This window comes from Candidatus Dormiibacterota bacterium, from assembly GCA_035532835.1.
Classification (GTDB): Bacteria; Vulcanimicrobiota; Vulcanimicrobiia; order Vulcanimicrobiales; family Vulcanimicrobiaceae; genus DAHUXY01.
The window spans coordinates 1-13461 of record DATKQG010000105.1; the positions used below are offsets into that span (position 1 = coordinate 1).

The 13461-nt window shown below is 60.9% G+C and carries 15 protein-coding genes; 11 read left to right on the top strand and 4 right to left on the bottom strand.

Annotation, left to right across the window (positions count from 1 at the left end; translation table 11 throughout):
• From VMW12_13320 to VMW12_13335, 4 genes are all read left to right on the top strand, one after another.
• On the top strand, nucleotides 1–411 hold a 411-nt coding region (locus VMW12_13320; protein HUZ50701.1), incomplete at its 5' end, for a hypothetical protein.
• Nucleotides 412–618: 207 nt separating this feature from the next.
• Entirely contained in the window at nucleotides 619–2154 is a 1536-nt protein-coding gene (gene adh / locus VMW12_13325) for an aldehyde dehydrogenase (GenBank protein HUZ50702.1), read from the top strand.
• 4 nt (nucleotides 2155–2158) lie between these two features.
• The gene (locus tag VMW12_13330) at nucleotides 2159–2539 is read left to right on the top strand and encodes a DUF779 domain-containing protein (GenBank protein HUZ50703.1); all 381 of its coding nucleotides are present in this window, start codon (nucleotides 2159–2161) and stop codon (nucleotides 2537–2539) included.
• Nucleotides 2540–2600: 61 nt separating this feature from the next.
• Complete coding sequence (locus VMW12_13335; GenBank protein HUZ50704.1) at nucleotides 2601–3068, top strand: hypothetical protein; 468 nt, start codon at nucleotides 2601–2603, stop codon at nucleotides 3066–3068.
• A gap of 13 nt (nucleotides 3069–3081) precedes the next feature.
• On the opposite strand, the gene VMW12_13340 is transcribed toward VMW12_13335, so the two are convergent.
• From VMW12_13340 to VMW12_13355, 4 genes are all read right to left on the bottom strand, one after another.
• Nucleotides 3082–3636 (bottom strand): DUF4760 domain-containing protein, encoded by a 555-nt coding sequence (locus VMW12_13340; GenBank protein HUZ50705.1) that lies wholly within the window; start codon nucleotides 3634–3636, stop codon nucleotides 3082–3084.
• 24 nt (nucleotides 3637–3660) lie between these two features.
• Nucleotides 3661–3957: a MoaD/ThiS family protein gene (locus VMW12_13345; GenBank protein HUZ50706.1), complete on the bottom strand. Its 297-nt coding sequence runs from the start codon at nucleotides 3955–3957 to the stop codon at nucleotides 3661–3663.
• Entirely contained in the window at nucleotides 3954–5069 is a 1116-nt protein-coding gene (locus VMW12_13350) for an exo-alpha-sialidase (GenBank protein ID HUZ50707.1), read from the bottom strand. The genes VMW12_13345 and VMW12_13350 overlap by 4 nt, the downstream gene beginning before the upstream one ends.
• Nucleotides 5070–5214: 145 nt before the next feature.
• Nucleotides 5215–6222 carry an LLM class flavin-dependent oxidoreductase gene (locus VMW12_13355; GenBank protein HUZ50708.1) on the bottom strand — a complete coding sequence of 336 codons (1008 nt, stop codon included), beginning with the start codon at nucleotides 6220–6222 and terminating at the stop codon, nucleotides 5215–5217.
• A gap of 128 nt (nucleotides 6223–6350) precedes the next feature.
• Here VMW12_13355 and VMW12_13360 point away from each other — a divergent pair, with 128 nt between their 5' ends.
• From VMW12_13360 to VMW12_13390, 7 genes are all read left to right on the top strand, one after another.
• A complete protein-coding gene (locus VMW12_13360; GenBank protein HUZ50709.1) occupies nucleotides 6351–7778 on the top strand; it encodes a glutamine synthetase family protein in 1428 nt (475 codons plus the stop codon).
• A 136-nt stretch (nucleotides 7779–7914) separates the two neighbouring features.
• Complete coding sequence (locus tag VMW12_13365; GenBank protein ID HUZ50710.1) at nucleotides 7915–8766, top strand: PilZ domain-containing protein; 852 nt, start codon at nucleotides 7915–7917, stop codon at nucleotides 8764–8766.
• Between the two features lie 264 nt (nucleotides 8767–9030).
• A complete protein-coding gene (gene rpsR / locus VMW12_13370) occupies nucleotides 9031–9288 on the top strand; it encodes a 30S ribosomal protein S18 (GenBank protein HUZ50711.1) in 258 nt (85 codons plus the stop codon).
• A 15-nt stretch (nucleotides 9289–9303) separates the two neighbouring features.
• Nucleotides 9304–9750: a 50S ribosomal protein L9 gene (rplI, locus tag VMW12_13375; GenBank protein HUZ50712.1), complete on the top strand. Its 447-nt coding sequence runs from the start codon at nucleotides 9304–9306 to the stop codon at nucleotides 9748–9750.
• A gap of 23 nt (nucleotides 9751–9773) precedes the next feature.
• A complete protein-coding gene (gene lonC / locus VMW12_13380; protein HUZ50713.1) occupies nucleotides 9774–11753 on the top strand; it encodes a Lon family ATP-dependent protease in 1980 nt (659 codons plus the stop codon).
• Nucleotides 11750–13120, top strand: coding sequence for a replicative DNA helicase (gene dnaB / locus VMW12_13385; protein ID HUZ50714.1), 1371 nt, complete (start codon nucleotides 11750–11752; stop codon nucleotides 13118–13120). The genes lonC and dnaB overlap by 4 nt, the downstream gene beginning before the upstream one ends.
• Before the next feature lie 12 nt (nucleotides 13121–13132).
• Nucleotides 13133–13461 (top strand): VOC family protein (locus VMW12_13390; GenBank protein ID HUZ50715.1); only part of this gene is annotated, 329 nt, incomplete at its 3' end.

Consider the following 13461-nt stretch of genomic DNA (forward strand, 5'->3'; position numbering starts at 1 on the left):
GCCGGTGGCTCGCACCGCATCCCGCTCGACACGCTTCTCGCGAACGCGTTGCGCAACATGCACGCAACGCTTACGCCGGCATGGCACCCGGCATACATCGGTACGGTCGCCGGCACCGCGCTCCTTTCGTTCGCCGCAATAACGGTTTTCGTGCGGCCGCGACTTACGGTTTTGCACGAAGTAGTCCGTGCGATGTCCAGTGCGGCCACCATGACCGGCGTCGCGCTCACTTTGCAAGCCGGCCCATGGATTCGGCCAACCGACGGGCCGCTGAACGGCGCCGCACTCTACATCCTCGTAAGCGCGATCGTCATCTTGGGTTTTCAGTGGACGAACTCCGTTCGGATACTGCTGCGCAAGCCGGGCAATCACACGCCGACGCAGCCTCGATCTATGAGCGCCACCGGCTGAACCTGCGCCGGTACGACGATTGGTGCGAACGGCGTCGCGCGCGATCCGTTCTAGACTCACCGTCGGCCCTGACGTGAGCGCTGCGTTCATCCGTGCTAATGCTGCGTATTTCAAGCAAGTTATTCCATATCTTCGTAATCCCATACTAGTCGCACGGGACTACGATCGCGAGGTATACTGTTAGAGAAAGAATTGGAGAACTGCAGCATGACGGCAACGATTGAAGAGCTCTATGACCTTAGCAAGTTGGGGATCGTTTCGCCTTTCAAACGGCGATACGACAATTACATCGGCGGCAAATTCGTCGCCCCGGTTAAAGGACAGTATTTTCCCAACATCAGCCCGATCGTGGGCTCGCCGTTCACCGAGGTTGCGCGGTCCAGCGCCGAGGATATCGAGCTAGCGCTCGATGCGGCGCACAAAGCTCGTGAGGCCTGGGGAATCACCTCCACCGCGGAGCGCGCACGCATCCTGAACAAAATCGCCGACCGTATGGAAGAGCACCTCGCAACGCTCGCGCTGGCCGAAACGATCGATAACGGCAAGCCCATCCGCGAGACGACCGCGGCCGATATCCCGCTGGCGATCGATCACTTCCGCTACTTCGCGGCGGCGATTCGCGCGCAAGAGGGCGGAATTAGCGAGGTCGATCACGACACGGTCGCCTACCATTTCCACGAGCCGCTGGGCGTGGTCGGCCAAATCATTCCGTGGAATTTCCCGATTTTGATGGCGACCTGGAAACTCGCGCCGGCACTCGCCGCGGGCAACTGCGTCGTGCTTAAACCCGCCGAGCAGACGCCCGCATCGATCATGGTGTGGCTGGAGCTGGTTGCCGACCTCTTGCCGCCCGGCGTCCTGAACATCGTCAACGGCTACGGGTTGGAAGCGGGAAAGCCGCTCGCGTCGAGCTCGCGCATCGCCAAGATCGCGTTCACCGGTGAGACGACCACGGGTCGCTTAATCATGCAGTATGCTTCGCAAAATCTCATTCCCGTCACGCTCGAACTCGGTGGAAAATCGCCGAACATTTTCTTCGCCGACGTGATGGAGAAGGACGATGCGTTCTTCGATAAGGCGCTCGAAGGCTTTGCGATGTTTGCACTCAATCAGGGCGAGGTCTGTACCTGCCCGTCGCGCGCGCTGGTGCAAGAGTCGATCTACGACAAGTTCATGGAACGCGCCGTCAAACGGGTGAAGGCCATCGTGCAGGGTAACCCGCTCGATCCAAAGACGATGATCGGCGCGCAAGCCTCGAGCGAGCAACTCGAAAAAATCCTATCCTATCTCGATATCGGTAGGAAAGAGGGCGCGAAAGTCCTTACCGGCGGTGGCCGGGCGAAAATCAACGGCCTGCTCAAAGACGGGTACTATATCGAGCCGACCATTTTCGAAGGTAACAACAAGATGCGCGTCTTCCAGGAAGAGATTTTCGGCCCGGTCGTTTCGGTGACATCGTTCAAAGACGAAGCCGACGCGCTTGCAATCGCGAACGACACGCTATACGGCTTGGGCTCGGGCGTTTGGAGCCGCGATATCAACACCGCGTACCGCATGGGGCGGGGCATCCAGGCCGGTCGTGTCTGGACGAATTGCTACCACGCGTATCCGGCGCACGCGGCTTTCGGCGGGTACAAGCAGTCCGGCATCGGCCGCGAGAATCACAAGATGATGCTCGACCACTACCAGCAGACCAAAAACATGTTGGTCAGTTACAGCCCGAACGCCCTCGGGTTCTTCTAAAACGATGGCGCGTGCGACGCGCGTCGATGCAACGGCGGAGGCGCTCGATTTGATCGAGCGCCTCCGTGCAAAACACGGCGCGCTCATGTTTCACCAGTCGGGAGGCTGCTGCGACGGCAGCAGCCCGATGTGCTATCCCCTTGGCGAATTCATGGTTGGGGGTTCGGACGTGAAGCTCGGCGAGATCGGCGGCGCGCCGTTCTACATGAGCGCGTCGCAATTTGAATATTGGAAGCACACGAAGCTCACCATCGACGTCGTTCCGGGACGCGGCGGTATGTTCTCGCTGGAAAACGGCGAAGGCATCCGCTTCCTGACGCGCTCGAGCATCTTCACCGAGGCCGAACTTGCCGGCCTCGATCCCGTCGAGATCCCCTCCATGTGATAAAGGCGGGCCTTGCTCGGCCTGCTTGACAAGCGGCCTCGCAGCCGTTAGCGTCCTATTCATGTATAAACGGCTTTTTGCGACCGCGGTCACTATAATCGCGGTCCTGACCCTTTCCTCTTCGCCCGTTCGCGCCGCCGACGGTCTCCACGTGGTTTCTTCGTTTTCCTCGAGCAATGCGAAGCTCGTCGTGGCGAACTATACCGACGGTTCCGAAGTTATCGGCATTATCGGCGTCACCACCCCTTCGCAGACGTTCACCTATAGTTTTGTAAAGAGCGATCTCAATACACTGTTAGGGCTCTGGGAAAAAGCTCGGCACGTGAGCGCGCAAAAATATGTCGCTTCGGGCTCCATGGCGGAGACGGAAACGCATGCGCTCGATGTCCTGTTGCTTGCCGGTGGCCCGACGGTGCGCGTCTCGATTGCCGATCCGGTTGACGGATTGGGCTCGTTCGATCTCTCGCGCAGCGATTACAGCGCCTTCGATGCGGCGCTAAACAAGGCAGCCGCAGCCGTAACGAATTAGCCGGTCTGGCGCGTTACTCGGCTTCCGGCCAGAGCGCCACGGCCGGCATACGCGGCACGCGGCTGGGGTATGTGCCCCCCGGGTGGCTCTTTTTGAATTCGTGACACAGAACGGCGAGGTATTCGAAGTTTTCGAATAGCGCGATGTTGTGACTAATGTGACGTCGGTTGACGATCCACGGAGCCAGCCGATCCCAGCTGTTGCGTATTGCGTCACCCCACATGTCGAAAGTAATCGCGCGACCGATCGCGCCGTTCTTCACGAACACGCCAAGGCTCTCGAAGAACGTGGCGATGGTTCGCGCTTGCTCGAATTCCTGCGGAAGCGGAACGCCGAGCATTTTGCGCCGCATTTCCGGGTCTTCGCTGAGCTTCGGCAATTCGCGCAACACGTAGATCATGGCTGCATGGAAGACGGGCGATTCGAGCGTTTCGCGAATCTCCGTTAGCGCGACGATCTGATTTGCGTTGCGCATATGCCGCATCTGCAGTAAGGCCGCAATCGCCGACGCAGCGACCAAAAACAAGGTCGCGATCGAGGCGATCGCACCGAGCCATTCAGGACTCACGAACGGTCGGTCCTCGCGGTTGCACTATCCACCGGCCAATGCGCCGACGACGAGCAACGGCTCCGATCCATCTGCGACGGCGACGGGCAGCGGTGCGTCGGGCGACTCGTGGGACAGATCGCGTTCGCAGGCAAAGAATCGCACGTAGGCGCGGCGTTGAAACGTATGTTGGTCGCGAATGGTCCCGCGCAACATCGGATATGCCGCCTCGAGCGCATCCAAGACGTTCCGCACCGACGCGTCGCCGGCGATATCGAGCCTCGTCTCTCCTTCGATGCGCGCGAGCGCTCGGAGATTCGCAGGAAGCACGACACGAATCATGCGAGTGTCTGTACCTCGACCGAGAGCACCGGCGGCAAATCGCGAACGATCGCTTCCCAGTGGTCCCCGGCATCGGGTGAGACGTACACCTGGCCGCCCGTGGTACCGAAATAGATGCCGCAGCTATCGAGCGAATCGACCGCCATCGCATCGCGTAGCACGTTCACGTAACAGTCGCTCTGCGGCAACCCGTTGGTCAGCGCTTCCCATTCGTCGCCGCCGGTGCGGCTTCGGTAGACGCGAAGCTTGCCGTCGAGCGGAAAGTGCTGTGAATCGCTCTTGATCGGCACGACGTACACCGTATTGGGTTCGTGCGCGTGGAGATCGATCGGAAAGCCGAAGTCGGTCGGCAGATTGCCGCTCACCTCATGCCAATCGTCGCCGCCGTTATCGCTGCGCATCACGTCCCAATGTTTTTGCATGAAAAGCACGTTCGGGCGTTGCGCGTGCTGGGCGATGCGATGGACGCAATGGCCGATTTCGGCGGTTGGATCGGGATTGTACTCGGATCGAAGGCCGCGATTGATCGGCTTCCAAGTCGTTCCGCCGTCGTCGCTGCGAAACGCCCCGGCGGCGGAGATCGCCACGAAGATGCGCTGTGGATTGCTGGGGTCGAGGAGGATCGTGTGCAGGCACATGCCGCCTGCGCCCGGCTGCCAGGACGCGCCGGTGTTGTGCTTGCGCAGTCCCGAGAGCTCCTGCCAATTCGTGCCGCCGTCGGTCGAGCGAAACAGCGCCGCATCCTCGACCCCCGCGTACACCGTATCCGGGTCTTGCAAGGACGGTTCCAGATGCCATACGCGCGCGAATTCCCACGGGTGGGGCGTGCCGTCATACCACTGATGGGTCCCGGGAATGCCGTCGTACGCGAACGCGTTACCGACCGGCTCCCACGTGGCGCCGCCGTCGCTTGAACGCTGGATGACCTGGCCGAACCAGCTACTGCTCTGCGAAGCATACAGCCGCTGGGGATCGGCCGGTGAGCCTTTCGCGTGGTAGATTTCCCAGCCTGGGAAGTGCGGCCCATCGATCTTCCAGCGCTCGCGCTTACCGTCGGCGGTTAATACGAACGCACCTTTGCGCGTGCCCACCAGCACTCGAACTCCGCTCATAGCTCGTCCCTCCAAGCGTGTTACCCGGGTATCCGGTTTTCACGCTCGGAGAAATTACTCCGCCCGGCCGGGCCTGCCGCTACGCCTGCAGCAAGGCCATATCGATAGCCTTTGGTGGGCGGCATCGGTAAACGCTCTTGCTGTATTAGCGGTGCAAAGGGGTGGGCGCGCTCATCGCGACGTTGGCCACGATTTCGTACGAGCGCAGGCGCGCGGCGTGGTCGTAGATTTGTCCGGCGATCATCAGTTCGTCGACACCCGTCGATTCCACGAAGGCGGCGATGCCGCGTTGAACCGTCGCCGGCGAACCCGCGACGGCGTACATCATGGTGTGCTCCAAGCCCGCTTGTTCCATCGGCGACCACACGCCGTCGGTCGAATCGAGTGGGGGCTGCAACAGTCCCGGCGTACCGCGGCGCAGGTTGATGAATTGCTGTTGCATCGAGGTCGAAAGGCGGCGCGCTTCTTCGTCGGTTTCGGCGGCGAAGACGCTGATGCACGCCATGGCATAGGGCTTAGCGAGGTCGGGCGACGGCTGAAAGCGGCTGCGATAGATCGCGAGTGCCTGCATCAGTAAGTCGGGCGCGAAGTGCGACGCAAATGCGAACGGCAGGCCGAGGGCCGCCGCCAACTGCGCGCTAAACAGGCTCGATCCCAGCAGCCAGATGGGGACGTCGAGCCCGGCACCCGGTACGGCGCGAATCGCTTGCCCCGGCTGTTCCGGCTCAAAATACTCGCGCAGCTCGAGAACGTCGTTCGGAAAGCGCTCGGCGCTATCGTTCAGCTCGCGGCGCAGCGCCCGGGCCGTGCGCTGGTCGGTTCCGGGCGCCCGGCCGAGGCCGAGATCGATCCGTCCGGGGTAGAGCGAGGCCAACGTGCCAAACTGCTCGGCAATCACCAAGGGGGCATGGTTGGGCAGCATGACGCCCCCGGAGCCGACGCGGATCGTCGTGGTGCCCCCGGCGATATAGCCGATGACGACCGAGGTCGCCGCGCTCGCGATCCCGGGCATATTGTGGTGCTCGGCCAGCCAGTAGCGGTGGTAGCCCCAGGCTTCGGCGTGCTGCGCAAGACTCAGCGAGTTGTGGAAGGCGTCGGCGGGTGTCTTACCCTCGATGACGGGAGCCAGATCGAGGACGGAAATCGGGATCACGTTACAAATGAACCCGCGGCCTCCAACGGGCGTTGCGCTTCTTTAACCAAATGCACAAAGGCACGGCTTCGGTGTTGTGTAAGCGTCCAGGGACCCAACCGGCAATCGAAGGAGAACGAGGCTACACCATGACCGAACTGCGCGATTTTCTCATGCTCACGTACGCCGAGCTAGAGGATCTGAATCTTAAGGCCAAGCGGCAACGCGCCGAGCGCGTGCCTGCGGAACAGATCCAGAAAGAGCGGCTAAAGTACCTCGCAGACGAGCCTCGGATCAAAGCCGTTACCGTCCTGTTCACCGACCTTGAAGGCCGGCTGCACATGCTGGACTACGACAAGAAATTTCTGCTGAAGAACAGCGATAACCTCACGTTCGACGGCTCGTCGATCCGCGGATTTACGCCGCAGCGCGAGAGCGATCTGCGCCTGTACCTCGATTGGAGTGCGTTCTATTGGGCTCCGGCCGACGTGTTCGGCCCCGGCAAAGTGCTTGTTTTCGGCGACGTGATCGATCGCGACGGGTCGCCGTTTGCCGGCGACGTGCGCGGCCGTCTCAAGCGCCTCTCGACGAAGTATTACGAAAAGGACGGCTACACGCTCGCCGCTGCGAACGAAATCGAGGGCTTTCTCTTCCAGGGCCTCGATGCCGAGCGCCGTTACCACGAAACCGGCAAGTTCGAATACGTCAACACCGGCGGTTATTACCATTCGCTGCCGGGCGATCCGCTGCGAACCTTTATCGATACGGTTGCCGAAGTGCAACGCGCGATGGGGTTTGAGAACGAGAAAGATCATCCCGAAGTCGCGCCCTCGCAGTTCGAAATCAATTACAGCTACGGCGAGGTCGTTGCCGCGGCCGATCAAATCCAGCTCTATAAACTCATCTGTCGCCAAGTCGCCACGCGCCTGGGCATGACGGTGAGCTTCCTGCCCAAGCCGGTCGTCGGAGTGAACGGCAGCGGCATGCACACCAACGTCTCGGTCAGCAAAGCGGGAAAGAATCTCTTTTGGGATGCGAAAGGCGAGGAGCAGCTCAGCCCGTTTGCATGGGAGTTCGTCGACCGCATTCTAACGCACGGCAGCGATGTGTGTTTGATGCTCAACGCGAGCGTCAACGCCTATCGCCGTCTCGACCCGCACTTCGAAGCGCCCAATCAAATCAAGGCCTCCGCCGTAGACCGCGGCTCGATGGTGCGTATCCCGATCGGCAACGAACGGAGCGCCCGCGTCGAGGTGCGTAGCGTCGGGCCCGACGCGAACCCCTATATGGTGATGCTCGCGGTCTTTCAAACGGGGCTGGAAGGCACGATCAGCAGTCTCAAAAACCTCCGCCAAGCCGAGCGGTATTTGCCCGACAACATCTACGATGCGTTAGCCGATTTCCGCAATTCGGAATGGACGACGGCGTTGCTGGGCGAGGACGTGAAAAAACGCTATGCCGAACTCAAACAGGCGAGTGCCGATCGTTGCGCGCGCCTGCTCGGAACGTTTGTGAAGGCGCAGGAAGTGCAATACCACCACGAAGTCTATAACCAGTATCTCTGGAATCTCTTCTAATAAGCTAAGCGCGGCGGTGGGTCCTAAGTCCTAGCTTAACGGAACGATTACGTTGGGGAGCTGACTGCGGGCGAGCGAGCGGCCGATGAAAGTTATGAGCCAGTAAATTTCCCTTAAAGTAGAGCAGGCCATAATTATGTCATGGATTTCCTCCTCGCCCCAGACGAGCGTCAAGGACGAGCGGCAGAAAGAGTCTGAACCCGTAGCCGGTAGCATCGTCTTAGACCACGAGACTACGCTCCATTCCCGGAACGTTTCCGGCGCGAGCGCGACCGTCGAGCATATCACCTCGTCGCAATGCCGCCTTCGTACGGTGGCGCTGCTGGTCCGTAACGATGTCGTGGAGTTCGAATTCGGTATCCCCGGGCGTCCGTCGGCGCGGGCGATCGGCCGCGTTATCTCCCGCGTTCCGGCGGGCCAGCGCTTCTCATACATCGTTATGCTCGACCAGATGAGCGCGGCCCAGACCGACGCGCTGGCGCGGGCCATTTCCGACGTATATCGCCGCTATGCGCTCTCCCGCTCGCTCGAGCGCCACGTCGCCAACCTTCCCTCGACCGATCGGGCCCGTTCCGACGTCCGGGTGGTCTCGCAGATCGCCGTACAGTACCGGGCGGATAAAGGCGAGTTGCTGCCCGGCAAAGCCGGGGACATTTCCAGCGGAGGCCTCTCGCTGATCTGCCCGTCGAGCTTGCTCGTCGGCATGTTTGTAGAGCTGCGCTTCACGCTCCCATCCGACGTATTGAAGGTCTATCCGGAGGAGACGATCGCCTTCGACCTACACACGGCGACCTTCAAGGGTGCCGGCCGCGCCGACCTCCGCAGACCGTTTGAACTCATGGTCCTCCGGGCTCGCGTCCTTTCGAGGAACGCCGCCGGGAGCGGGGCCCAGAGTTACGGGCTCTCGTTTTACGGGATCGACGGGTTCACGCGCGAGGAGATCGCGCGGTACGTCCACGCCGTTCAATTGAGCAAGCGCCGCAAATAAGCAGGAGCGGCTCCGCCGGGCTCGAACGTACGTTCGGGTGTGTGGAGTCCCCAATCCCGCGATTCTGCTCCTTCGGGGGTGGAATCTGCGGGGTAACCATGATACTATCTGCCCTGTTGCCTGGGAGCCATTCCCGGGCACCTAGCATAGAAATCCGGCTGTGGCCGGTCGTCGCACCGAATCCGCGGGGTGACGTGGCTAGGACTACACGCTCAAGCCTGGGCGATGTGGTCGTCAACCACCTAGTCGAAAGGACAACTGAACGTGGCACCCAAGGCAGCCAGCAAAACTAAGCGCTCGCCGAAAGATCGGCGTCCCAAGCGCAAGCCCTGTAATTTTTGCACCGACAAGGCCATCGACGTCAGCTATCGCGATGTCAACCGGCTCAAGAAGTACGTGTCGGAGCGCGGTAAGATCGTTCCGCGCCGCATTTCGGGCAACTGCGCCAAGCATCAACGCATGCTCACCGTCGCGATCAAACGCGCTCGCGTGATTGCGTTCTTACCTTACGTTTCGGAGTAACACGGAGTACACAACATGAAAGTCGTTCTTCTGAGCGATGTTAAAGCGCTCGGCAAGAAGGGCCAAGTCGTCGAAGTCGCCGAGGGATACGCGCGCAATTTTTTATTGCCGCGTAACCTCGTCGCCGAGGCGAACAAAGGCATGCTCGCACAGCTCGACGAGCAAAAAAAAGCACAAGATAAGCGCGACGCCTTCGTACTCTCGGAGGCCAAAGAACTCGCCGACAAACTCGCACAGACGCAGCTTGCGGTGAAAGTCAAGGCCGGCGGTAACGGAAAGCTGTTCGGGTCTATCACGAATGCCGACGTCGCCGATGCCATCCATCACGCGCTTTCGATCGCCGTCGATAAACATAAGATCGAAATAAAGAGTGCGATCAAGGCGCTCGGTTCCTATCCGGTGGAGATCAAGCTCCACAAGAACGTCGTCGCGAAAGCGACGATCAGCGTCGTCGCGGCGTAAGCCGCCCCGAGAGAGGCCCGGCAATGGCGGGTAGCACGGATCATCAGGCCGCCGCTCGTCTTCGACGCAAACTCGGTGTCGAAGACGAGTTGACGCGCTACGTCGCGGCCCTCTACGACATGCTCGCCAACGTTCTCGGGCAAGACAAGCTCGTGCTGCGAGCCGGCAAAGTGAGCGCGCTCAAGCTGATGCGCTCCGCCAACCTTTCCGACCGGCTCTGCGCCCTGCAGCGACTCGTCTTTGAAGACCCCACCATCGAACGAGCGACCACGCGGGCGCAACAGCGTCGCGCGATTGCCGAAATCGAAGAAGCGATGGCCGACATCATCGCGCAGAAGAGCGTCGGCGATGCGATCGAGCGCAAGGTGAGCGAAAAGATGTCCGTGCGCCACCAAGAGTATCTCAAAGATCTCAAGCTCGAAGCGCTACGCGAAGACGGCGGCCCGGAAACGCCCGCGACGCAGGCCAAACTTGCAGCCCTCGAGGCGCTTTCGCAACGCAGCCTCGCGGCTTCCGCGCTTGCGAAACTGCGCCCCCAGTCGTTGCGCGAAATCGTCGGCCAAGAAGCCGCGATAAAAGCATTGCTGGCAAAAGTCGGCTCGCCCTACCCGCAACACGTCATTCTCTACGGCCCGCCCGGCGTCGGCAAGACGACGGTTGCGCGGTTGGCACTCGAGCTCGCCAAGGCTCGGCCGCACACCCAATTCGCAAAGGACGCGCCCTTTGTCGAGGTGAGCGGCACGACGCTGCGCTGGGACCCCCGCGAGACCACCAATCCGTTGTTGGGTAGCGTGCACGATCCCATCTATCAGGGAAGCCGCCGCGAGTTTGCGGACGCCGGGATTCCGGAACCAAAGCTCGGCCTGGTCACCAAAGCGCACGGCGGCGTACTGTTCATCGACGAAATCGGCGAACTCGACGTGCTGTTGCAGACGCGGCTGCTCAAAGTGCTCGAAGACAAGCGCGTGTTCTTCGAGTCGTCGTACTACGACGAACACGCCCCCAACGTCCCCGAGTACATCAAGCGGCTCTTTCGCGAAGGTGCCCCGGCCGATTTCGTGTTGATCGGCGCGACCACGCGCGATCCGGAGGATATCGACCCGGCGATTCGTTCGCGTTGCGCCGAAATCTACTTCCAACCGCTCACCCAGTCGCAAGTCGTCTCGATCGTCCAAGGGGCGATCAAGCGCTTGGGGGCGCGCGCCGCACGCGGCGTGCCGCAGTCGATCGCATCGTACACGATCGAAGGCCGCAAGGCGGTGCAAATCGTCGCCGACGCCTACGGGCAAGCCCTTTACCGCATCAATCCCAAGCAACGCGGCGGAAGCGTCACCATCGGCGAGGACGACGTCCGCGCCGTGGTGCAAACGAGTCGTTTGGTGCAACACACGCTCGTGAAAGCTCGCGCAAAACGCGAAGTCGGCAAGACGTTTGGTTTGGGCGTACTGCATTATTTGGGCAGCATCATCGAAATCGAAGCGGTCGCCTTTCCGGCCAAGCTGCCCGGCAAAGGAACGATTCGCTTCAACGATACCGCAGGCTCGATGGCCAAAGATTCGGTCTTCAACGCCACGAGCGTCATGCGCGCGTTCACCGGCATCGATACGACCGATTTCGACGTTCACGTAAATATCGTGGGCGGCGGGAACATCGACGGGCCATCCGCGGGCCTGGCGATCTTCATCGCGCTCTACTCGGCGATCACCAAAACGCCGTTGCCGCAAGACGTCGCCATCACCGGCGAACTCTCGATTCAGGGCAAAGTGCGTGCCGTGGGCGGCGTCGTCGAGAAGCTCTACGCGGCGCGCCAGGCCGGCATGCGCACCATGCTGGTGCCCAAGGAGAACGCCCGAGAGATCGATACGTCCCTGGCCGGCGTCGATGTCGTCTCGATCGCGGACGTCGAGCAAGCGATGCGCGAATTGCGAATCCACAAGCCGTCCACACGTCGTTCGCAAGGTCGTACACAGGGTGCCCGGCGCAAGAGCACTCGTAGCACATGAGCGTTCCACAATTTTCCGTCACGACGATCGACCGTATTCCCCCGCACAACCTGGAAGCCGAGATGGCGCTTCTGGGTTCGGTGCTGGTCGACCGCGAGATCATGGACAAAGTCGGCGAAATCGTCAAGCCGCCCGATTTCTACGCTCACGTCCACGAAACGATTTACGCCGTGCTGCTCGATCTCTACGATCGCGGCGAACCGCTGGATAAGATCACCGTCACCGAAGCCCTGCGTCAACGCGATGCTCTGGAGCGCGTCGGAGGCCTGTCGTACATCAGCGCCCTGATGGATACCGTGCAGACCGCCGCATCGGCCAGCTACTATGCCAAAATCGTGCGCGAGAAGGCGATTCTGCGCTCGCTGATTCACGCCGGAACGCAGATCACGCAACTGGGCTACGAAGCCGAAGAAGATGTCGAAGAGGCGCTCGACGCCTCCGAGCAACTCGTCTACCAAATCGGCGAACGCCAGATGTCGGGCGATTTCGTCCCGGTGAATCGCTTGATGAAAGACGCCTTCGATCATATCGATCGGCTCTTTCACATGCGCGGCGATCGTACCGGCGTCACCTCGGGTTTTAAAGACGTCGATGCGATGACGACCGGGTTTCAGCCGGGTAATTTCGTGATCCTCGCCGCACGCCCGGGCATGGGTAAGACTTCGTTCGCCCTGAACATGGCGGTCGCGGCCGCCCGCGAAAATAACGAGCCGGTCGCGTTCTTCTCGCTCGAAATGTCGAACGACGAACTCGTCCAGCGCCTCATCTGCTCGGAAGCCGAACTCTCGATGCACGATATGCGCCGCGGCAATATCAAGCAGCATCAATGGGAGGGCATCTCCCGTGCGATGAGCTCGCTGAACGAACTCTCGATCTACCTCGACGATAGCGGTGCGCTCAGCGTCACCGAAGTGCGCAGCCGTTGCCGCAGGCTCAAATCGAGCGGCAAGCTCTCCGCGATTTTCATCGACTACCTGCAACTCTTGCGGCCGGGCGTGCTGACGCGCAACGCCAACCGCAACGAAGAACTCTCGGAGATCTGCCGCACGCTCAAGGTGACCGCCAAAGATTTAGGCGTCCCGATCATCGCGCTGGCGCAGCTCAACCGCGGCGTGGAATCGCGCAACGATAAGCGTCCCATGCTCGCCGATCTGCGCGATTCGGGATCGCTCGAACAAGAAGCCGATATGGTCGCCTTCTTATTTCGCGATGGCTACTATAACCCGGAGGGCCCGGAGCCCGATGCGACCGAGTTCATCATCGCCAAGCATCGCAATGGGCCGACCGGCACGGTCAAACTGCGTTTTCAGAAAGAATACACACGCTTCGTCCCCTATGCGGATGAATCGCACTACCCCCCGCCGTAGTAGCCCCGTGCTATGGAACGTGCCAAAAATTCTGCCGCTCTGCGCCTGTCGCATTTGAGTCTCGGCGTCTCCGATCTCGAGATATCGGAGTGTTTTTACCGCGACGTATTAGGCCTTCCCACCCAACGCTCGGGCGACGAAATCGAAGTGCACTGGCCCGATTTTCTACTCATCCTCAGCTCGCGTCCCCCGGCCGCGCGCGGCAAGTTTCACTTCGGTTTCCAGGTTGCGTCGGCCGCAGACGTCGACACCTGGGCGGAACGCTTGCGCGCCGGCGGCGTCAACATCATGTCGGGCCCCTTCGGCGAAGGCAATGAACGACAGATCTATTTCGTCGATCC